This is a genomic window from Sphingobacterium sp. IITKGP-BTPF85, assembly GCF_001006065.1.
GTDB classification, from domain to species: domain Bacteria; phylum Bacteroidota; class Bacteroidia; order Sphingobacteriales; family Sphingobacteriaceae; genus Sphingobacterium; species Sphingobacterium anhuiense.
The window spans coordinates 1-22,302 of record NZ_ASZT02000029.1; the positions used below are offsets into that span (position 1 = coordinate 1).

The 22,302-nt window shown below is 35.9% G+C and carries 22 protein-coding genes and 1 pseudogene; 10 read left to right on the top strand and 13 right to left on the bottom strand.

What is annotated here, in order from left to right; genetic code table 11:
* The 3 genes from L950_RS08005 to L950_RS08010 all read right to left on the bottom strand — a co-directional run.
* On the bottom strand, positions 1-362 hold a 362-nt coding region (locus L950_RS08005), incomplete at its 3' end, for a response regulator transcription factor (protein WP_021189106.1).
* Positions 355-591, bottom strand: a complete 237-nt coding sequence (locus L950_RS29695; protein ID WP_197086313.1) for a sensor histidine kinase — start codon at positions 589-591, stop codon at positions 355-357. The genes L950_RS08005 and L950_RS29695, both read right to left, overlap by 8 nt.
* Entirely contained in the window at positions 588-2,330 is a 1,743-nt protein-coding gene (locus L950_RS08010; RefSeq protein ID WP_197086307.1) for a histidine kinase, read from the bottom strand. The genes L950_RS29695 and L950_RS08010 overlap by 4 nt, the downstream gene beginning before the upstream one ends.
* Positions 2,331-2,494: 164 nt before the next feature.
* On the opposite strand from L950_RS08010, the gene L950_RS08015 reads away from it, so the two are divergent.
* A complete protein-coding gene (locus L950_RS08015) occupies positions 2,495-2,971 on the top strand; it encodes a hypothetical protein (protein WP_021189107.1) in 477 nt (158 codons plus the stop codon).
* Positions 2,972-3,039: 68 nt separating this feature from the next.
* On the opposite strand, the gene L950_RS08020 is transcribed toward L950_RS08015, so the two are convergent.
* The 5 genes from L950_RS08020 to L950_RS32420 all read right to left on the bottom strand — a co-directional run bounded on the left by L950_RS08020 (position 3,040) and on the right by L950_RS32420 (position 5,788).
* Entirely contained in the window at positions 3,040-3,804 is a 765-nt protein-coding gene (locus L950_RS08020) for a DMT family transporter (protein ID WP_197086308.1), read from the bottom strand.
* Positions 3,758-3,919: a hypothetical protein gene (locus tag L950_RS28520; RefSeq protein WP_021189109.1), complete on the bottom strand. Its 162-nt coding sequence runs from the start codon at positions 3,917-3,919 to the stop codon at positions 3,758-3,760. The genes L950_RS08020 and L950_RS28520 overlap by 47 nt, the downstream gene beginning before the upstream one ends.
* Positions 3,906-4,634 carry an alpha/beta hydrolase gene (locus tag L950_RS08025; protein WP_021189110.1) on the bottom strand — a complete coding sequence of 243 codons (729 nt, stop codon included), beginning with the start codon at positions 4,632-4,634 and terminating at the stop codon, positions 3,906-3,908. Before L950_RS08025 ends, L950_RS28520 begins: the two co-directional genes overlap by 14 nt.
* 159 nt (positions 4,635-4,793) lie before the next feature.
* Positions 4,794-5,366 (bottom strand): Crp/Fnr family transcriptional regulator, encoded by a 573-nt coding sequence (locus L950_RS08030; protein WP_021189111.1) that lies wholly within the window; start codon positions 5,364-5,366, stop codon positions 4,794-4,796.
* A 239-nt stretch (positions 5,367-5,605) separates the two neighbouring features.
* The gene (locus L950_RS32420) at positions 5,606-5,788 is read right to left on the bottom strand and encodes a hypothetical protein (RefSeq protein ID WP_231576981.1); all 183 of its coding nucleotides are present in this window, start codon (positions 5,786-5,788) and stop codon (positions 5,606-5,608) included.
* Here L950_RS32420 and L950_RS37180 point away from each other — a divergent pair.
* The 7 genes from L950_RS37180 (at position 5,703) to L950_RS08060 (ending at position 13,141) form a co-directional block, all read left to right on the top strand.
* On the top strand, positions 5,703-5,978 hold the full coding sequence (locus L950_RS37180; RefSeq protein WP_410528108.1) for a DUF2809 domain-containing protein: 276 nt from the start codon (positions 5,703-5,705) through the stop codon (positions 5,976-5,978). The two genes, L950_RS32420 and L950_RS37180, sit on opposite strands and share 86 nt — an antisense overlap.
* Before the next feature lie 366 nt (positions 5,979-6,344).
* Entirely contained in the window at positions 6,345-6,467 is a 123-nt protein-coding gene (locus tag L950_RS35150; protein WP_262507022.1) for a hypothetical protein, read from the top strand.
* Between the two features lie 69 nt (positions 6,468-6,536).
* Positions 6,537-7,028, top strand: coding sequence for a GNAT family N-acetyltransferase (locus L950_RS08045; RefSeq protein WP_021189114.1), 492 nt, complete (start codon positions 6,537-6,539; stop codon positions 7,026-7,028).
* 191 nt (positions 7,029-7,219) lie between these two features.
* Positions 7,220-7,402, top strand: coding sequence for a hypothetical protein (locus tag L950_RS08050; protein WP_021189115.1), 183 nt, complete (start codon positions 7,220-7,222; stop codon positions 7,400-7,402).
* A 258-nt stretch (positions 7,403-7,660) separates the two neighbouring features.
* Entirely contained in the window at positions 7,661-11,137 is a 3,477-nt protein-coding gene (locus L950_RS08055; RefSeq protein ID WP_231576982.1) for an efflux RND transporter permease subunit, read from the top strand.
* Positions 11,115-11,972: a TolC family protein gene (locus tag L950_RS32425; protein ID WP_231576983.1), complete on the top strand. Its 858-nt coding sequence runs from the start codon at positions 11,115-11,117 to the stop codon at positions 11,970-11,972. Before L950_RS08055 ends, L950_RS32425 begins: the two co-directional genes overlap by 23 nt.
* Positions 11,973-11,980: 8 nt before the next feature.
* Positions 11,981-13,141: an efflux RND transporter periplasmic adaptor subunit gene (locus tag L950_RS08060; RefSeq protein WP_021189116.1), complete on the top strand. Its 1,161-nt coding sequence runs from the start codon at positions 11,981-11,983 to the stop codon at positions 13,139-13,141.
* 169 nt (positions 13,142-13,310) lie between these two features.
* On the opposite strand, the gene L950_RS08065 is transcribed toward L950_RS08060, so the two are convergent.
* Genes L950_RS08065 through L950_RS08080 form a run of 5 tightly spaced genes read right to left on the bottom strand, consistent with a single transcriptional unit; the run spans position 13,311 to position 19,889 of the window.
* Positions 13,311-14,372 carry a c-type cytochrome domain-containing protein gene (locus tag L950_RS08065; protein WP_231576988.1) on the bottom strand — a complete coding sequence of 354 codons (1,062 nt, stop codon included), beginning with the start codon at positions 14,370-14,372 and terminating at the stop codon, positions 13,311-13,313.
* Entirely contained in the window at positions 14,372-14,743 is a 372-nt protein-coding gene (locus tag L950_RS32430; RefSeq protein WP_231576990.1) for a DUF2231 domain-containing protein, read from the bottom strand. The genes L950_RS08065 and L950_RS32430 overlap by 1 nt, the downstream gene beginning before the upstream one ends.
* Positions 14,740-15,621, bottom strand: a complete 882-nt coding sequence (locus L950_RS08070) for a sugar phosphate isomerase/epimerase family protein (RefSeq protein ID WP_031287740.1) — start codon at positions 15,619-15,621, stop codon at positions 14,740-14,742. Before L950_RS08070 ends, L950_RS32430 begins: the two co-directional genes overlap by 4 nt.
* 12 nt (positions 15,622-15,633) lie before the next feature.
* Positions 15,634-17,127 (bottom strand): DUF1501 domain-containing protein, encoded by a 1,494-nt coding sequence (locus L950_RS08075; protein ID WP_021189118.1) that lies wholly within the window; start codon positions 17,125-17,127, stop codon positions 15,634-15,636.
* Positions 17,128-17,132: 5 nt separating this feature from the next.
* A complete protein-coding gene (locus L950_RS08080) occupies positions 17,133-19,889 on the bottom strand; it encodes a DUF1553 domain-containing protein (RefSeq protein WP_021189119.1) in 2,757 nt (918 codons plus the stop codon).
* Positions 19,890-20,473: 584 nt separating this feature from the next.
* Between L950_RS08080 and L950_RS08085 the strand changes: the two genes are divergently transcribed.
* Together L950_RS08085 and L950_RS35155 are read left to right on the top strand one after the other, a co-directional pair.
* Positions 20,474-21,382, top strand: coding sequence for an AraC family transcriptional regulator (locus L950_RS08085; protein WP_021189121.1), 909 nt, complete (start codon positions 20,474-20,476; stop codon positions 21,380-21,382).
* A gap of 285 nt (positions 21,383-21,667) precedes the next feature.
* Positions 21,668-22,299: pseudogene (locus tag L950_RS35155) on the top strand (alpha-L-fucosidase).
* Positions 22,300-22,302: the final 3 nt, after the last annotated feature.

Here is a 22,302-nt window from a genome sequence, read left to right on the forward strand (position 1 = left end):
TTTTCGATGCACGCAACGATTTCTTCTGAATCAGCATTTTTTAAGATATAACCATTACCACCATTTTCTAAAAACCGGAAAATAATACTGCGCTCAGCCTGATTGCTTATACCAAGTACAATGGAATGTGGTGATTTTTGTTTAATATTTTTACAAAAATCCAATCCATTACCATCACTTAAAATAATATCCAATAATACAATATCGACTGTATTTTCCTGAATAAAATCCAATATAGCGGCACCTTTTGTAAATGAAAACACTTGAAATTTATGTTCATTTTGAAGTAAAGATCTTAGTCCCTCCACAATCATCGGGTGATCATCAACTATTGCCAGATTTAACGTATTTTTACTAGACATAACATTCGACATTTATTGTAGTCCCTTCCCCTTTTGCAGAAGTAATATCTACCGTTCCATTAATCAATTGTACACGGTTTTCAATGTTCTTTAATCCTAATCCTTTTGTAATTTGATTTTTATCAAATCCAACGCCATCGTCTTCAATGGTAAGATTCAAAAGATTGTCATTCTGACTGATCTGAACAATTACATTATTTGCCTGTGCATACTTGATGACATTGCTTATACTTCTTGGGTAATGCGATAAAGAGCAAGCTGAGTTTCAAAAGGAATATTTTCTGATAAATCAAAAGCTTCGAATTGAATGCGTAATTTTTTATAACTCATGGATTCACAAAGCTCTGATAATGCAGTTTCAAGACCTAGATTTTTTAAGGTCTCAGGCATCAAATTTCTAGAAATACGACGCATTTCCGAAATAGACCTATCTAGCTTTTGGACGATATCATTTGTTTCATTAATATTTCCTATCCCATCCTTTGAAATGGACATTCTGATGTTGGCCAGCATTCCTCCCATACTATCATGTAGATCCTGGGCAATACGCTGACGTTCCTGCTCTTCTCCTTGTAAAAGAGCGTGTGTTGCATCATATTTCCTTTTGTTCTCAATACGTAACAACTGTTGCTGATGACTCAAGCTGATTTGTTCATTCAATTTCCTCTGTTTCGAATAATTGAGATAGGCTAAGAATGCAATAACCAAACTCAAACCAAGCGCAATGCCCAATAATATAGTACGCAGATTCTTATTTCTAGCTAAGAGTTCATTTTCCTTTTTTTCCTGTTCTAAACGATTTATGGTTTGTTGCTTTACTGAAGTTTGATGTGAGATTTCCAACGCGTTCATTTTCTCCAGTAATTTTTTTTGTTGCAGGCTATCGCTTAATGCGCTTGACTTTTTTAACCATTGATAAGCTTGTTTATAGTCGCCCATTAATTCATTAACCGTAGCCAATTGGGTTATTATTATCTTACGATTGATACCTTCTTTTGTCAAGATATCCTCATCTAAAATCCCCTCCATTAAGGCTTTAGCTTTCGTATAATCTTTTTGCATCAGATAAACATTATACATCCTAAATTTTAACATCTGCAACATCTTTCCTTGCTTTTTTATTTTTGCCAATGCAATACCCTTACTTAGATTTTCCAAAGCTGGAGTAAATTCCAGTTTTGTTGTATGATACATGGCTACCTGATAATAATAATTAGCCGCATGCTGTGTATTGGGATATTTTTTAATAAGTGCTGTTGCCTTGTCCAGATAGATTTTTGCAGTTTTGCTGTCAGGTTTATAACAATAATTACTAACAAGATTGAGATAAGTAATAAGATGAGCTGTATTTTGTTCAGGTATACTAAGGAGTTGCTCCAATGCCTTTTTTTGATATTCTTCAGCAGTATTAAGCTGTCCAACAGACATAAAAGTTAAGCCTAATTGGGTATAGCAATAAGCTAAAAGTTCTGTATTTCCACTTTTTTCACTCAAGGGTATACATTTCTCAGTCAAAGTCTTGACCAAAAAATCATAACCTTTGTCCTCCATTTGCATGTATGCGTAGTTATACCAAGATTTGATCAAGGTACCTTTATTCTTTGATTCTTTTTCAAGTATAGATATCGCATCATTGTACAATTGTTTAGCCTTAGTTTTATCACCTTGACTTGTTTCATACACTGCCTGGTAATAATTTAAAAGTCCGGAGCTTAAAATATTTTTATTCTTAGCGTGTAATACTGCATCCAATGCCTGCTTGCTTTTTAAAGCGTCTGTTGGCGCCCAATATTCTGAAAGCAGTAAATAATTGTAGAGGCGTGTACTATCGCTATTACCACGATTGATCTGATCATTAATTTGCCTTACATAAGCCTCTTCATCCAACGGGATAAGCTGTTGTGCTTTCGCATAATATGCAAAAATAAAAATCGAAAATATGATTGATAAAAAATATCGCTTTAACATGGGTTTAGTAATTAAATGACAAATATCTGCATAAAAAGAGTTGATCTTTTATTTGCAAAAAAATCATGGTAAACCATTAGAAATTAAATCATGGTTTAAGATGATTGTTCAAATAACCCAATCTATGGAAATTTGCTATCACAAAATAAATAAAATTAGTAATTATGAAAAAAGTAAATGTAAAAATAGCACTTTTAGGGATTTTGTCAGCGCTGACATTTAGCATGTTGACGATAGGCTGTAGTAAAGATGATGATAATACAATACCAGAACAAAAGGGAAGTCACTATAAAATCACAGTAACCCTTAACAATGTAAATGCTGACCAGGATTTTGTTTCGATTGCTGTGGCAGGAGGAAATCCAGGCGGAAAAACAGATGTCTGGAAAGTTAATGGTGTCGTGAAAACAGGTGAATCGGCTATTGGATTAGGCGATACTGATTTCACTGGTGCTACTAAAACATACGTTATTGAAACGACAGAACCGATTCGAGCATTTTCAGGCGGTGTACAAATAATCAATTATGGCGCACCTTTATCTGTAGACTATAAAATAGAAGTAGATGGTAAGGTTAAAGTTACTGAAAATCCTACACTTACAGGAGATGGTGCGAACTTAACGAAACAATATTCGTTCTAAACGTCTTACCGTTTTATAATATTACAATAGATTTTATTTTGAATCTTGTGATATAACAAGAAAAGCCTCTATCGGGGCTTTTCTTGTTTATTAATTGTTACAATAGCAAACAGAATCAATATAATTCCACCCCACTGTATTGTCTGAACCGACTCATTTAATATGATTACTGCCGATAATATCGATACAGGAATCTCCAAGCTGGCAAAAATATTACCTAGCGAAATTCCAACTTGCGGAATACCTTTGGTGAAAAGAAGTGGTGATAGAATAGTTCCAAAGATCGCAATCACAATTCCCCAATATAAACTCACGAAGCTCATTTGTTCGACAATATGAATATTCCAGAACAAAACAACTAAGATTAATCCACCAAAGACAAGATACTTACTGCGTATATGACTGGGTACATCTAAAGCAACAGAACTTGATGCAAAGAGCGATAAGGTATACGAAGCTCCTGCTCCTAACCCCAATAAAAGTCCTTTTAAACTGAGATTGAATTCAGTATCAAAAATATTTGTTGCAAGCACTGTACCAATTAAAACAATGATCACACCGATTATTTTAGCTGTAGTTGGTCGTTTTTTATGAACGATAATCTCCACAATGAGGCTAATCCAGATGGACTGCATGAGAAGAATAATTCCTACCGAAACAGGAACATACTGAATCGAAAGGTAGTATAACGTGGTTGTAAGTCCAAGTGATGTTCCCCAAAGCACCAATCTTGACTTTGATCTGAAAGATACAATAACCTTCTTCTCCTCTCTTCTTTTTTCCAGATCAGGTCGAGGAATAATAGAAATATAAATCCAATAAAAAACTGCCAAAATGTAAGGCACTTGTCCCTATACCCAAACCATTCGCATATTTAACGATAGTCGCCAATAATCCGTAGCTAATGGCACCTGCAAGTACATAAATAACTGCTTTAAAGTTTTTCATAGTAAAAGTAGTTATTAAATAAAGCCAATTGATTGGAAAGCGATCTGCACCAATAAGCGGTATCGTGACGACCATTTGATTCCTGGTAAATATGATCCACATTTGCCTTTATCAGCTGATCATGAAAGTCACGATTCATACCGATCATCTGCTTGTCCTGAATACCACAGTCCAAAATATAAAACTGATCTGCAGTTTGCATTTTTGCGATCTTACTAGATGTCAGAAATGCTCGATCTAACTGTTCGTATTGACCTAATACTTGATCAACTTGGTATTCATGATAAGCTTCTCCAAATCGAGTAAAATCCAATGCTCCACATGAACTGCCTACTAATGAGAATGATTTTGAATAAGTAACACCAATATTTATAGCGCCATAACCACCCATACTCCAACCGAGAATCCCTCTACTTTCTCTATGAGCAAGGACTGGATAATGAGCGTCTACAAAGCTTATTAATTCTTCTCCTATAAAAGTTTGATATTGTGATCCTGTGTCAATGGGACTATCGACATACCAGCTGTTAAAATGAGCATCAGGTAAAATATAAATAGTTTGGTAAATTTCCGACTTTGCGACAAGATCTGGAATATCTTGCTGATGAGTTCTTTCGGAATTGCCACTATAACCGTGCAAAATATAAACAGATTTATAGCTTTTTCCCGCTATTATATCAGGTGTGATAATCACCACTGGAATTTTCTTATTCATTTTCGCACTATAAACATGTTCATGGACTATGCGTTGCCCAAAACAGGGAGTATTAATGTAAAAATAAAGCACATCATTGCAATTTCATCTTCTTATTGTTTTAATTCAAGACAAAAGTCAAGTTTCAAAAGATGAAAAACGTTTACATATGTTGAGGCATTAAAAATTTAATTCTTTTCGTATTCGACTGAGTTGTGTTGGCGTAATACCCAGATACGAGGCAATATGATGTTGCTTAAGTCTTTTAAACAATTTCTGATTTTCATAAAGCTTAATGTAGCGTATTTTAGCTGTATCCCATTTTAAATCGATTTCCAAAGGTTCTTTCTTTACAACCCAGTTTTTCTCTAAATAATGAATATGAAACAACGCAAGATCATGATATCTGACCAACAATTCACGAAATAAAAGTGCTGGGTACATGATTACTTCACAATCTTCTAAGGCGATGATGTTAAATAAACTTGGCTTATTTTCAATGATTGCTGCTGTGGACGCAACAAAGCTATTCTCTTCAAAGAAAAGTTTGAAAATTGTATTACCACTCTCATTAATAGTATAGTAACCCAGCAATCCTTTACGAACATAATAATAATAACGTGCCATATCTCCCGCTCTTAAAATTAAATCATTCTTTTTAAAAGAGTGTATTTTGCAGATTGCCTTCAGAGCATCTGCTGTTTCTTCAGATAGTGAATAATAGGCATTTATCTGTTTCAAAAAATCATCCATGTCGAGTTGAATTACTATCCGCTAAATTAGGTAATGAAAAATAAATATTAGACTATATTCGACATGCATTAATAATCACTTGGCATAAATTACCACCAGCTTCCCGAAATATTTAGTTATTTTCGCTAAAGCGCTATTGATAAAACATCAGCTTTAAAAGAATATATTTTAAAAGTGTTTTAAGGAATTTTGAAATGTTGCTAATACATGATAACAAACAGTAAAAATAAAAGAATAACCTACGTTGGTTTAGTAGCCATCACGATAATACTTGGTCTGATTTCTCGAAGAATTGATTTTGTTCCTGCAATAACAGGCGACATACTATACGCCATAATGGTATATTGGTTCTGTCGTTTTCTGTTTTTTGCTCGTCCATTCTTAATTTCATTTATACTAGCTCTTGTTTTCTGTTTTTCCATCGAATGCATGCAATTAATACAAACTCCCTTCTTTATTTATGTCAGAAACAACCCAGTTCTTCGTCTTGTTTTTGGACAAGGTTTTCTCTGGTCAGATCTATTCGGTTATTTCGCCGGTGCGGGTATTGCCTATCTATTGGACAGAACTCTTAGAAACACTACTTATAAAGAAAAGCCAACATTAGAATAGTACGATAATAGCTGTCATAGATAGATATTTATTTATAATAAAAAAGAAAATTATGATTAAAGGATTATTTGAAACTCATATTGAAGTGAGTAATTTGGAAAATGCAATCACATTTTATTCTAAAAAAATGAATTTGGAATTAGCCTACATTGACCAACCTCGTCGAATTGCATTCTTATGCTGACTGCCGAAAAAAAGCGATGTTAGGTCTATGGGAAAAGGTGCACCGATACAAAAAAGACACTTCGCATTTCAATGCGATGTCGAGTTTGTCCGTGACAATGCAGTATCTTGGTTAGAAAAAAATGATCTAAAACCTTACAATTTCTTGAAAGACGATTCGATAAAACCTATGGTTTTGCATGGATGCCAGCTCTTGCAATCTATTTTGATGATCCTGATGGCAATAGTTTGGAATTTATCAGTATGCTGGATGGAAAAGGGCAACCTGAGCAAGGTGTACTAAGCTATGCTGATTGGTTAAAGTAGTGGAAAAGCATTAAAAACAAATAACTTCATATTTAATAGCATTCCTATTTATTGATATTTTCACATCATATGATCACCCAATTAACTTTTAAAAAATATACTGCAGCAGACTTTCCGGATTATTATAATCTTGTTAAAGAAGATGACGTGATGCAATACATTACCGGAAAGGGTCTCTCTGAAACAGATGCACGGAAAAGATTTGCATTTATATTAGATTTAGGCCAACAGCATCATTCTCTTGGCTATTTTCAAGTAATAGACTCATCTAGTGGTCAAATAATTGGAGATTGTAAATTGGTCTTTTACAAAAAAGATTCGCATATTTTTGAAATCGGTTATTTAGTACGAAAAGAGCATTGGCAAAAAGGTCTTGGAACTAAAATTTGTAAATATTTGTTATCATTAGCGTCGACAATCGATAAAAAAAACGATATAATTGCTATCATTCACCCACAAAATATTGCTTCAAGGAAATTGCTCGAAAAGTTTGGCTTTAAAACCTACTTTGAAGGAAAAGAAGATGGTGCTACAATTGAAAAGCTGATGCTAAACAAATAAAGCAAGATTAAACTGCAATTTTTATTTTTTAATCGAATTACATAGTCTCATTAACCATATGGAATTATTAATACTTTAATAAGTAAAAACATATAAATCAATACGAACTTTGAAACGAAGGGCATGTATAAGCTGATTTATATAATAATCTTCTTTTAAGAATAAGTATTCTAGTTACTTTTGAAGCATAAATGAAAAAAAGCATAGGTATAATTTTTCTGATGATCTACATGTTTACAACTACGCAACTCGTGGAGGTCATTAAATTGCCTATTCTCGTCGAACATTTTGCTTCTTATAAAGGTAATTTTGTTGATTTCATTGTGCATCATTATGGTGGTCATGAAAAGATGAAGACTGGGAAACAGATATGAAATTGCCTTTTATGCAATCTTCAGATATTATGTTTGCAGCTTCTGTCATTCCTGACTTAATTGCCTCTGAAAATGTTCTTTTTTCATCGGAGTATACCATCACTCCTATTCGCAGATTTGCACCGCATCTCTGCTCCAACTACCTATCAGAAATATTCCAGCCTCCCCGTTTTTGTTAATTGATTAATATATTATGTTTTGCTGTTCACAACTGTTGAACGGTAATTTTCTATATACCAAATCTTTTAACAATTTATCATGCTAAATAAAATCATTGAGTTTTCCGTACGGAATAAACTCATCATTGCCCTGTTTACATTAGGGCTACTGGTTTTGGGTATCTTTGAACTGCGTAAGCTACCTATCGATGCTCAACCAGATATAACAAACAATCAAGTACAAGTCATTACTGTTGCCCCTTCGTATGGTGCTGCTGATATCGAACGACTGGTAACTTTCCCAATCGAACAATCAACCAGTAATATCAGCGGAATAACAGAAATAAGAAGTTTCTCTAGGTTTGGGCTTTCACTGGTAACGATCGTTTTTAACGATGATACCGATGTATACTGGGCTAGACAACAGGTTTCTGAACGACTGAGCTCTGTCAAGGAAATGATTCCGGATGGTATTGGAACACCTGAATTAGGTCCTATCTCAACTGGATTAGGAGAAATATTTCAATATGTAATCAAACCAAAACCAGGTTACGAGAACAAATATACCGCTACTGAATTGCGTACTATACAAGACTGGACTATTCGCAGACAATTATTGGGAACCAAAGGCGTTGCCGAAGTCAGTAGTTTTGGAGGTAAACTGAAACAATATGAAATTGCTTTAGATCCTAGTCGCTTAAAATCCTTAAAACTTTCTATTCAGGATGTTTTTGATGCCTTGGATAAGAATAATCAAAATACGGGTGGAGCATACATTGAGAAAAAAGAAACCGTTCTATTTATACGTAGCGAAGGTCTCATTGAAGACGAAAAGGATATTGAAAGAATTGCGGTTTCAAAAACAAAAGACAATACTCCCATCTTATTAAAAGATGTTGCTACAATTCGTATCGGTCATGCGATACGTTATGGTGCAATGACCTTCAACGATCAAGGAGAAGTGTCTGGAGCAATTATCTTAATGCTTAAAGGTGAAAATGCTAATGAAGTCGTTAAAAATATTAAAACAAGACTATCTGAAATTGAAAAATCACTGCCTGAAGGAATTGAAATAGAGCCTTTCTTGGATCGAGCCAAAATGGTTACCAATACCATCAGTACAGTTAAAACTAATCTGGTTGAAGGGGCATTAATAGTCGTCTTTATTTTAGTGATATTTCTAGGCAATATACGAGCTGGATTATTAGTGGCATCTGTAATTCCCCTTTCCATGCTATTTGCCATCATCATGATGAATCTATTTGGTGTTGGCGGAAACTTGATGAGCTTGGGAGCGCTAGATTTTGGCCTTATTGTAGATGGTGCTGTTATTATTGTGGAAGCAGTGCTGCATCAATTAATACACAATAAACGTTTGCCAGGTTCTATGTTACGCCAAAATGAAATGGACCTTCAAGTTACAAGCTCTTCGTCTAAAATGGTAAATAGCGCTGTTTTTGGTCAGATAATCATTTTAATAGTTTATCTCCCCATATTTTCACTGGAAGGTATAGAAGGTAAAATGTTTAAACCAATGGCACAAACAGTAGCATTTGCTTTGGTTGGAGCTTTTATTCTATCGTTAACTTATATCCCTATGATGACTTCACTGGTGATCAGCAAGAAGAAGCCGACATCGAAAAACTTCTCGGATAGAGTAATGGAAAAACTAGAGTTAGGCCATCAAAAATTGCTCATTAAAGCGTTAAAATGGAATAAGCTTATCATTGCGGTTGTATTATTATTATTCACCTCGGCGGTCTTTATGCTAACACGCATGGGAGGAGAATTTGTCCCTTCTTTGGAAGAAGGAGATTTTGCAGTAGAAATGCGTATTCTTCAAGGAAGCAGTATCGATAAAACCGTAGAAGTAACAACAAAAGCAGCCCATATTCTTAAAACTAAATTTCCTGAAATAGAAAAAATAGTAACAAAAATTGGTAGTGCTGAGATCCCTACAGAACCTATGCCGATGGATGCTGGCGATATGATCATTGTTTTAAAGCCCAAAAAGTTGTGGACATCTGCTACATCATTTCCCGAATTGTCCGCGAAAATGAGTGCCGAATTAAAACAAATACCTGGCTTAACAACTGGATTTCAATTTCCTGTACAGATGCGCTTTAACGAATTGATGACTGGAGCAAGACAGGATGTCGTTTGTAAAATATTTGGAGAAGACTTAGATTCACTGGCTCGTTACGCGAATGCACTTGGAGCTATTATAAATAAAGTCGAAGGTGCGCAAGATCTATATATTGAACCTGTAGTTGGTGCTCCTCAGGTTGTTGTCGCGTATGACCGCGATGCATTTGCTCGATATGGAATTCAAATCGAAACTGCCAACCGTATTTTAAATGCCTCATTTGCAGGTCAGCAAGCTGGTTTGATCTACGAAGGAGAGAAACGTTTTGATATGGTGGTAAAACTTAGGGATGATAAACGACAAAATTTAGAAGATATTCGAAATTTATTGATTCCAACAGGAACGGATCAACAAATCCCGTTACATCAATTAGCAAATGTCGAACTCAAAAGTAGCCCAAATCAGATACAAAGAGAAGACACGAAGCGACGAATTATCGTGGGATTCAATATCAGAGGAAGAGATGTACAGACAATAGTGGAAGAACTTCAGACAAAGGTCGGGCAGGAAATGAAAATGGAGACTGGTTATACCATTGCATATGGTGGAACATTTGAAAATCTAAATAAAGCTAAAGCCAAACTAGGGGTAGCAGTTCCGGTTTCTTTACTCTTGATCTTCCTTTTATTATACTTTGCATTTCGATCATTTAAACAAAGTTTATTGATCTACACAGCGATACCACTATCTGCCATTGGCGGTATTTATTTCTTAGTACTACGTGGAATGCCGTTTAGTATCAGTGCGGGAGTAGGATTTATTGCTCTCTTTGGTGTGGCTGTTTTGAACGGAATCGTATTGATTGCCGAGTTTAACCGTCTGAAACAACATGGAATACAAAACAACACCCGTATCGTGATGATGGGTTCACGTGTTAGACTAAGACCAGTACTCATGACGGCTTTTGTAGCATCGCTGGGTTTTCTGCCAATGGCACTTAGCAGCGGAGCTGGAGCTGAAGTTCAGCGACCATTAGCAACAGTAGTGATTGGAGGTTTATTATTAGCAACAGCCTTAACACTCTTTGTTTTACCAATTTTATATGTACTTATCGACCGCGTAAAAATTCCAAAAATGAAACGGAAATATACCATCATCCTATTCCTGCTATTGCCATACGGATACGCTAATTCACAAAATAGCATCAACCTGGAGGATGCTATTAAAATGGCAACGAGCAATAATTTGGAAATAAGACAACAGGAATTAGAGCTTGATTATCGCTCTAAAATGAAAAATACTGCTTTAGATATCCCGCAAATAGAGATTTCGACCGAGTGGGGACAGCTTCAAAGTTCAAAAATGGACAATAAAGTTGGACTTATACAGCGATTTGACTTCCCTACTGTCTATAGCCGTAAAAAACACGTGTTAGATGCATCCTATAAACAACAAGAAGTTATCAACTTTGGACCAAGCCTTGGTGAATAAATCTGTTAAAGAACTTTACTATGCCATATTACTCTTACAAGAAAAAGATGCCATCTTGGCCTATTCAGATAGTTTATATGTGAGCTTTGTAGATAAAGCAAATTTAAAATTTCAATTAGGTGATGCCAATATTATGGAGACCACTGTTGCAGATCTGCAACGAGAGCAGATCACTTTGCAACGTAAAGAATTAAAGATGGAATTAGAACGAGTAATTTTACAATTTCAGTTTATTTTACAAACAAAAGACCCTGTTCTCCCTCAGAAAGAATCTATTAAATTTCAACTGCAACAAGATCAACAATCGACGCTGGAGCAGCATCCTGAATTACAAGTTTTAGCACAACAAATAGAAACGAAGCAGGCTGAAACAAAATTAGAGTCTAGTAAATTACTCCCAACCCTCAATGCAGGCTGGTACAACCAGTCCATGAAAGAAATAAGTGGCAACCGATTTAACGTCGTTCAGTTAGGCATTGGGCTACCTATATTCACAAAAGGTCAGAGAAACTTAGTAAAAGCTGCTAAAGTACAAGAGATCGTAGCTCAAGGAAATTTTGAGCTAAAACTAAAAGAGAATAGCAATAAGAAAAAACAATGGCAACAACAATTTGCCAGCAGACAAGAAGTAGTGCAACGTTTTGAACAAAATCAATTGAATAAAGCGACAGCATTATTGAATACAGCGATGCAACAATATAATGCTGGAGAAATCAACTATTTAGATTGGGTAATCCTCATAAATCAATCTTTAGGAATTAAAAGTCAATACTTAAATGCGATAGAAAAGTTGAACGAAAGCACTATCGAATTGGATTATCTATCTATTAATTAAGCAAAATAATGAAAATTAAAAATTATATTACAACGAGCCTTATACTTGTATCAATTGGGTTAATTTCATTCTCCTGTTCAAATGGAGAAGCGAAAGAAGAAAATAAAATCCCAAAACCAGTAGAAAATATTAGTACAGAAATAGTAAAGCTAACACCAGATCAAGAACAGAACTTATCCATTTCCCTCTCTTCAATATCAGAGCAGATAATGGATAAGACTATAAAACTAAATGGAAAAATGATCGTATCACCCAATTTTCTCCATAGCATCTCCAGCTTATATGGTGGTCATATAAAAAACATCCAAGCTATGCCTGGTATGTCATTTAAAAAAGGTCAAATATTAGCAACATTAGAAGATCCTCAATTTATACAGTTGCAAGAGGATTATTTAAGTAATGTAGCCTTGTTACAGACTGCCAAACTTAACTATCAAAGACAATTGGAATTAAATAAGACCAAAGTTGCCAGTGATAAAATTTTTGAAGCAGCAGCTTTAGAATATAAAAAACTAAATATATCCAATAAGTCCTTAGCAGAAAAAATAAAACTAATCGGTATCAATCCCAATATCTTACAAGTCGAGCAAATAAAAAGTCAAATTAATATCGTGGCTCCTTTCAATGGACGAGTTCGTGAAGTCCTAGTAAATAAAGGTCAATATGTTTCTTCAACAGATAAATTATTTGAATTGCTAGATCCAAATGGTTTATTAGCAAATTTTAAAGTATTTGAAAGTGATCTTACTCATATTCAGATAGGACAACAAATAAGAATAAGCACCAATGCTTCACCGAATAAACAATATGAAGCAAAAGTAATTACGATAAATCCACAAGTATCTGAGGACGGATCTACTGATATTTTAGCAAGCATAAAAGGTTTGGATTCGGAGCTTATTTCTGGCCTATTCATCAACGGAATGATTAGCATTCAAAAACAGCCAACTCAAGTTCTACCTAGTTCCTGTGTCGTTTCTTTTGAAAATGAAGAATACCTTTGGGAAAAATTAGAAAAAGGGCAATTTAAACTGATCCCCGTAAAAATAGGAACACAATATAACAATTTCACAGAAGTTAGTTCTTCTGTAGATCTTCAAGGAAAATCGTTTGTCGAAAAAGGAGCGTACGATCTATTGATGGCACTAAAGAATAAGGCAGAAGAATAGTTAAAGAAAAACAATCTTCGAAAGTGTAAAAACAATTAAAAAAGGAGTAGAAAACAAAAATTTTCTACTCCTTTTTTACGATGATTTTTCGTTAAACATTTCTAATACAAAACATTTACCATTATAAACAGCTGATTATTTTTTTAGATGCATAAATGATCTATCGTTGTTAGTAACGAACGGTATCAGAAGCTAGAAATGGTAACTGATAAGATCCTGTGTCGATCAGAACTTGTTTTGATATCTTCCTCAAATTTTCAACACTTACTAATGTCGCTTTTGTCTGATAGGCATAGATCTGTTTCAATTTGGGCATTTTGTTGAGCTTTTCTAATCCTTTGTCTGTAACAGGTACTGCAAATAAATTAATGTAGGATAAAGTTGGATGTCCATTAAGATGTGCAAGTCCTAAATCTGTAATTTTTGTGTTTTCTAAATGCAACTTCATCAAATTAGGGAATTCCGACATCATTTTAAGCCCTTGATCAGTTATAGCGGTATTTCCTAATTTCAACTGTACAATGTTATCTTTAATCTTTAAAAGATCTTTTAAATCTTGATCCTTAAATTCAGGATAGTTAATTGCGTTGATGGTTACATATTCATTAGTACTTGCAATAGGCAAAACCTTAATTCCTTTTGCTTGTAACTGCTGTACAAAATCAGCTGGTAGCTTTTTTGCCTCCGGTAATTCTTCAAATGGAGAAGTAGGTTCACTACCTTTTTCCAATTTCCCTAGAATCTCTTTAATTTCCGCTGTCTGCGCCAAGTCACTCGATTTTTTACCAAAATCAGCACCTTCTTTTACCCACCATCCGATCAACTTAATTTGTTCTGCAGTAATTGGCTTACGTCCTTTTGGAGGCATTCTTTTCTTATGCCCCTCTGGCAATATCAATCGCGCATATAATTCACTTTTTTCTAAATTATTTCCAACAAGTACTGTACCGCCATCACCACCTTTCAATAAATGTGCTTGATCGTGAAGAGCAAAACCACCTTCTTGCTTTTTCTCGCCGTGACAACTTTGACACCGCTGTTTAAGAATGGGCTGAATAATTCCGGAATATACCTGCGCTTGTTGCACATTAGTCAGTAAAACAGGCTCTTCAGATGCATCCTCTATCCCTACAGCTGTTTTAATCGCTGTAGGAAGTGCGTCCTTAAAATATCCCTTCCCATGTGTCAAAGTACCTCCAAAGTGACCAGTAATACCGATAAGAATAAACATCAAAAACAATATTGCAACACGCTTAGATTTAAACTTTTCAATGAATGAATTTCGAACACCGTCCTTATATAAAAAATATAAAAAAAACTAATAGCAGCAACTGCAAGTCCTAACCATTGATGAAAATTTAAAGTATCTTGCTCGTAACCACCTTGTAAAGACAACAGATACCCTGTAAAACAAGCGAGTATAGCAGCCACACTACCAAACAATAAGGATAATGATATCGCTGGACCTATATTCTTATAACTTTCCTTTCTTGAAAAAAGTGCCAATACACAGGCAACAACTAACATTCCAATAGGAAAATGTACCAAAACGGGGTGCCATCTTCCTGTAAAATTCATTAACTCTTCAAAAAACAACATCATGATTTATAGCGTGCCTTTAAAAGATTTAACATAAAGACATTGATACTCCATTGATCAGCTACAGGCTGTTGTGTATAAGGTAAAGTCGGCAAATATCCAGCGGGGCCAAATTCAGTTGTTATGGTTAGAACTTTTGCGTTACTTTCTTTGTGAATACGTACAATTTCACCCCACCAGGCCAAATGCTGATCCAAAATAGATTTCCATTCTGGGGCTGCAGGATCGTTAACCTGTGGTCCTTGCGGATGGCCAACACGAGCGTGTATATGTCCTGTTTTTAAAAGCGCCAATTGAACGGCTTCTTTCTGATCTGATAACATAGACTCATGAACATTACACCAATGTGATATATCTAATGTTAAACGCAAATGCGGAATCTCTTCCAAATATTTTTTTGTAATATGTGCGGCAAAGCTAAATCGGCCGCGGTGTGTTTCATGTCTAACTGGGATACCCATTTTTTTAGAAATGGCTTCTGCTGCATCAATCAAAGCTTTATTTTGTTCAAACGTATAATACTCTTTTCCAGTATGACAATTAATATAATCTGGTTTTTGTTGCGCGGCATCCTCAACATTTTTTATAAAAGAAGCAAGATACTGATCAAAATTGGCACCGCCACCTCCACTTAATAAACCCAAAGAAAGGTTATGTTTTTTTAAAGCATTAAACATAGCTGTACGCTCTTCCCCTGCCGCTGGAAGCCAGGTCTCTAAACCATCAAATCCAGCCTGACTTACTCGAGCACAGTAGCTGTCCCATGACTCTGACATACCCCAATTGGTACAATAGAACTTTATTTTTAAATTATTATTCACTTGAGCTTGATTTGGTAGAGCCCATAAAATAAAAAGCATAATGCTGTATATATATTTCATTCCAATTATTTATTAAACAACTGCACTAATCAGGTTACCTTCAACATCCGTTAAGCGGAATGGTCGGCCCTGAAATTCATAAGTAAATTTTTCATGATTGAAACCGAGCAAATGAAGCATTGTCGCATGTACATCATGAACGGACGATCTTCCGCTTACACCCGTAAACCCGATTTCATCAGTCTCTCCATAGGTCACCCCTTTCTTGACACCGCCTCCTGCCATCCAGATCGTATAGGCATCAGTATGATGATCACGTCCTAAAAAGGGCATATCGCTGTTATCTCTATTTTCCTGCATTGGAGTTCGTCCAAATTCTCCTCCCCACACTACAAGCGTTTCGTCCAGCAATCCACGTTGCTTAAGATCCATAATCAATGCGGTCATAGGTCTGTCGATTTCCCTACATTTGTTACGGAATCCATAATCGATAGAATCGGAAGCATTTGTTCCGTGGCTATCCCATCCCCAATCAAACAACTGTACATAACGGACTCCTTGTTCAACCAGTTTTCGTGCTAATAAACAATTATTCGCAAAAGACTCTTTACCCGGTTCTGTACCATATAATTCATGAATATGCGCCGGTTCTTGACTGATGTCCATAACCTCTGGAACCGCGACCTGCATTTTGTAAGCCATCTCATATTGGGCTATTCGAGATAATGTTTCAGGATCCTTATAGGTATTATATTCGTCCTTGTTGACTTCATTAATCGCATCGATAGCATGTCTCTTTAAGTCTCTGCTCATGCCTTCCGGATCGGCAAGATATAGAACAGGATCACCTTTCGAACGGCATTGCACACCCTGATATACTGAAGGTAAGAATCCTGATCCCCAAACACTTTTTCCGGCATCGGGAGTCTTTCCACCTGAAGTCAATACTACGAAACCTGGCAAGTTGCTATTTTCTGATCCTAAACCATAAGTTACCCAAGATCCGATACTAGGCCTACCCAATCTTGCACTACCAGTTTGCATAAACATCTGTGCAGGACCATGATTAAACTGGTCTGTATGTACAGCCTTTAAAAAGCTGACATCGTCCACAACTTTACTAAAATGCGGTAGATGATCGGAAACCCAAGCTCCACTTTGCCCATACTGTTTGAAAGTCGCTTGAGGACCTAGCATTTTAGGAGTACCTCTGATAAATGCAAAAGTTTTACCTGCTAATAGTGACTCAGGACAGGGTTGATTATGTAATGTCTGCAACACTGGCTTATAGTCAAAAAGTTCCAATTGTGAAGGAGCTCCTGCCATATGCAAGTAAATGACACTTTTTGCTTTTCCAGGAAAATGAGGTGATTTTGGTACAAGTGGATTTAATGCATTTAAATCTATAGCTCCAGATCCACTGGAGTTCCCTCCACAACTTGCCAAAAAACTTGCTAATGCTATGCTTCCAACACCTGCCACACAATCTTTCAAAAAATGTCTACGCGTTACCGCCTGCAATTTCTGCTGTTGCAATTCACGAAATAATTTATCGAGATCTTTCATGTCGTTTAAGATTTTGTAAGAAATTCATCCAGATTTAATAAAGCATTGGCTACCACCATGTAGGCAGCCTTTGATGTTAAAGATGGATCTTTTAAATCACTCGCATTAACAGCCATGAATTTAGCCGCCTCTGCAGGTTTTTTATTAAAATTTTGTAATGCTTCTTTATATAATTTTTCCAGTGCAACCACTTTTTCTGCACTCGGATTTTTTAACATCAGTTTCTTATAACCATAAGAAATTATTTTTTTAGAATCTCCTGCTCCTTCTTTCTGCATGAGTGTCGAAAGATGTTTAGCTGCCTCCAGATAAACAGGATCATTTAACGTGGTTAGTGCTTGCAATGGTGTATTTGTTCTGATCCGATCAACCAAACAAACTTCTCTACTAGATGCATCAAAAGAGATAAATGAAGGATAAGGACTTGTCCGTTTCAAAAATGTATAAAGCCCCCTTCTAAATTGGTCTTCACCGGCACTTGTTGCCCAAGATTCACCACTATAAACGGTCATCCATACACCATCCGGCTGATAGGGCATAACCGAAGGTCCATACATTTTCGAACTTAGGAGACCACTTACGGCTAATGTCTGATCCCGAATCTGCTCTGCAGAAAGTCTGAATCGTGGTCCTCTAGCTAAAAATATATTGGCCGGATCTTTCTCCGCATCTCCTTGATTTAAACTCGATGATTGCTTATAGGTGGAAGACATGACAATATCCTTAATAAGCGCTTTCATACTCCACTTTTTATTTTGCATGAGATCTAGCGCTAAGTAATCCAATAAATCAATATGCATAGATGGTGTACTCTGCGTCCCCATATCTCCTAGTGGTTCCACCAACCCGCGTCCAAATAATTGCGCCCAAATTCGATTTACCAAAGTACGTGCTGTCAAAGGATTATCTTTACTTACAATCCATTTAGCAAATCCCAATCTATTGTTAGGAGCTCCCTTTGGGAAAGGATTTAACGTTTCAGGAACCGCAGGTTGAACCTCTTTACCTAACGCTAATCTATTTCCTCGCTCAAAAACATGTGTTTTACGATGCATTTCTGCAGGATTTTCAATCATCACAGGTACACTTTCAGGATTTGTATTAATCAGTTGCATAAAGTTATTTTGCATACGCTGGGACTCCGGGTCTGCAGATACTGGAAACCCTTCGCGCAATCCGAACCACTCAATCATACAAATCGGCTGATCTTTTGCTGCTGTTGCATTCTTAAATATTAAATAAAGGTCATGAACTCCGGTATCTTCCTTCAGATCTGCTTGAATAACTTGTCTTCCTGAAGTACTAGGCAATTGGACTGTCGTCAGTAACGGGCCTGTTTTACTACCCTTTCTGACTTCTATGGCACCTCCATTTAATGATGTCCAATAATTAATATAAAATTGCTTTTTACCCTGCAAGGTGATGTGTTTCAATCGAGCACTTCCTCCTGAACGTATTCCGAGCCATTTAGTATCATACAAAGCGCCATTTTCAACCTGATCACTATAATGTGCATGAATTTTTGGTTCCAATGTATGCAAGAATAAGTCTGTAGAACGAATCAGCTTTTGATTCCCTTTCTGGGTCAACCAAGATTTGATACTATCCACTCTGCTTTCATCTTCGGCCTTATAGAACCGCAACCTTGGATGATCACCTTGGGTATCTTCATCTCGTGTATTATTAAAAAAAGCAACAGATTTATAATACTCTTCAAATTTAAATGGATCGTAAGTATGGCTGTGACACTGTACACACTCAAAAGTTGTACTTAACCAAACCTGGTAAGTTGTATTGACCCGATCTAGAACAGAGGCCACACGAAACTCTTCGCTGTCGGTCCCCCCTTCATCATTATTCATTGTATTTCTGTGAAAAGCAGTTGCAATAAGTTGATCTTTAGTTGGATCAGGTAATAAGTCACCCGCTAATTGCTGTACCGTAAATTCGTCGAAAGGCATATCCTTATTAAAAGCTTTAATGAGCCAATCGCGATAAGGCCATATTTGTCTTGACCCATCCTTTTCATAACCTTTAGTATCCGCATATCGGGCTAAGTCCAGCCACCAACTAGCCCATTTTTCACCATACTGTTGTGAAGCTAGTAAACTATCAACTCTTAACTCGTAAGCATTTCCCCTCGTATCATTTACAAATGATTGCAATTCGGTTAAACTTGGTGGAATACCGACCACATCTAGATACAATCGTCTCAATAAGGTCTCCTTATCTGCCTCCTTTGAAAAAGACAGGTCTTTCTCTTTCATTTTATCCTGAACGAAATAATCGATATTATTGGATATACCCGATGGATTCATTCCAAATAAACCAGCAAAAGAAAATGGTTTAGGTACTTCAACTTTTTCAGGTAACGTATAAGCCCAGTGCTTGCCCCATTTCGCCCCTTCGTTGATCCATCTTTTCAAGATGTCGATTTCATCATCACTCAATCGTGGTGCATTGTATGGCATTCTTAACTCGGGATCATCAATGGTCAACCGTTTAATAAATTCACTATGATCTGCATCGCCTGCGATTATAGCCGGCTTACCAGACTCTGCCTTAGCAAATGCCTCATTTTCGAAAAGCAAACTAAAACCTCCATTTTTCTTTACGCCACCATGGCAAGTAATGCAATGCTTATTAAGGATAGGTTTCACTTCAGCACTAAAATCAACAGGATCTTCCTTCTTAAAGGTAAACAATCCGACGACCACAATGGCACTCAATAAGAGGGATACGACGACGACTTTCTTTTTCATGTTTAATACGATTTATAACTTCTAAGCTTTTATTTTAAATCGCAGTACAGCGATTTTAAACAAAGCAAATTAGTTGTATTCGCTTATTAGGTTTATAAAATAATACAAAGGTTTTATAATGTATCTTGCTAACAGCAGTTCTTCTTCATTTATAAAAAATAAAATTAAGGATCTTCAACCTCATAAAATACAACCTCATTAACAAATAATGACAGTATATTGACGTTAATACCTTTTTTGTGTAATTTATTTGTTTCTTTCAGCGTCATAGTAAACCTATGTTTAATTTATGATGCTCTTTATAACTTGAAATGCTATGGCTATCATGGAGACTTTTTCCCTTTAAAACTAGCGACCATTTACAATATCAAAAATTTTACGATTCAAGATTTGATCACCTCGCTTATGGGGAGTCGCTCATCCATCACATTGTTCTAATGCTTATTAGCATAAATCAACATCAGCAGTTCATCTTTTACAACTATATATCCCTAAAAAGCGATCGAAGATCACAAAAGATCAAAAATTGTTTTATTATACCGAAATTTATATATTCGTAGGTTACAAGCCAATTATCTAGACGAATGAAAGCTAAATTAATAGAAATCAGTCCACTTCCGAAGAAAACAATACATATCAAACATGTGGACGAAGCTTTTTTTAGTAATCCTTTGCACTTTCATGAACTATGCGAACTAGTCCTTATCGAAGAAAGTTACGGCAAACGTATTGTTGGTAATCATATTGACTCATTTAGTGCAGGAGATATGGTATTAATCGGGCCTAACATTCCACATATTTGGCATAATGATGATGCTTTTTTAAAGCCAGACTACCATGAGCGTGCTAAAGCTCTTGTTATTTACTTTCCAGCTGACTTTCTTATTCAATTGACCGATGATCAATCGACTATTCAAGCCATGCAAAAATTTATTGATAAGACTAAAGATGGTTTACGATTTTATGGGAATACACTAAAAAATGCAATGACTCTCATGCGGGATTTAGTCCATAAAGATTCTTTTTCCAAAATAACCGGTTTTCTAAATCTTATAGCATTGCTGCATCAAAGCACCGAATATGATCATTTATCCTCAGGAACATATAAACCTGTTTACAGCGAAAAGGATAATAAACGGATAAACATCATTTATGTATACGTAATGCAAAACTTTAGAGATACCGTTTCGCTGCAGGAGGCGGCCACCCTCTTAAATATGAACTCAAATGCTTTCTGCAGGTTCTTCAAAAAACATACCCAAAAATCGTTTTCTAAATTCGTGAATGAAACACGCATAGGACATGCCTGCAAATTGCTGGAAGATAAGAATCTGAATATTTCCGAGGTATGTTATGCTAGTGGTTATCAAAATTTAACAAACTTCAATAAGTTTTTTAAAGAAATTATGAACAAAAATCCGAGAGCCTATAGAAAAGAAATGGAAGTTGGTAGATTTAGCGCACCAATTAAATCTATTTCTTCCAATGTTTAAGTAATATGCATTACGAATAATGTGTCCCCAAATAATTAGGGTAACATTCATATTCCAAAGTTTACAAATAAAAAATAATTCGCTTTCTTTGGAACTGAAAAAGAATAATCGTTAAAGGGTATTATAGAGTATATATATGATATCAACATAAACCATAAAAATTAAATGAAAATAATTAAGAAAATTGCGCTTTTGGGATTATTATCGACAGCAGTATTATCGAGTAATGCGCAATCTCTTCCATACGAAGGAGTGACCGGATGGGAGGAAACAAAAGACAGTCGGATGGAGTGGTTCAGAGAAGCTCGATTTGGACTTTTCATCCATTGGGGACTTTATAGTGCCGCTGGAGGTAGCTGGGAAGGAAAACAATATCCACAACATTACGCCGAATGGATTCAAGCATGGGCAAAATTACCGAGCAAGCCGTATGCCGAAGTTTTAAACCAAAATTCACAGCTTCAAAATTTGATGCCTCTGCCTGGGCATCGCTTGCAGAAGAAGCAGGTATGAAGTATGTCATTATAACCTCACGACACCACGAAGGATTCTCAATTTTTAATAGTCAGCAACCTTATTCATTAAAAAATGACATCACAGGAGGTACTAATATTTCACCTAAAGGACGTGATCTTTATGGAGAAGTCGTTAAAGCATTTCGTGCTAAAGGCTTAAAAGCGGGTGCTTACTATTCGTTATTAGATTGGCAACATCCGGACTCTTATGAAGGTCTTTCCTATTTGAACCCCAACCCTACTGGTTATAAGCCCAATCATGAAGTCTATAAAGATTACTTATATGGCCAAGTGAAAGAGCTTGCGAATAATTACGGAGGTCTGGATGTCCTATGGCTTGACTTTAGTAGTAAAATCATCAGAGAGAGAGCTGGGGAACAAAACGTATTCTTACAGACTTAATTA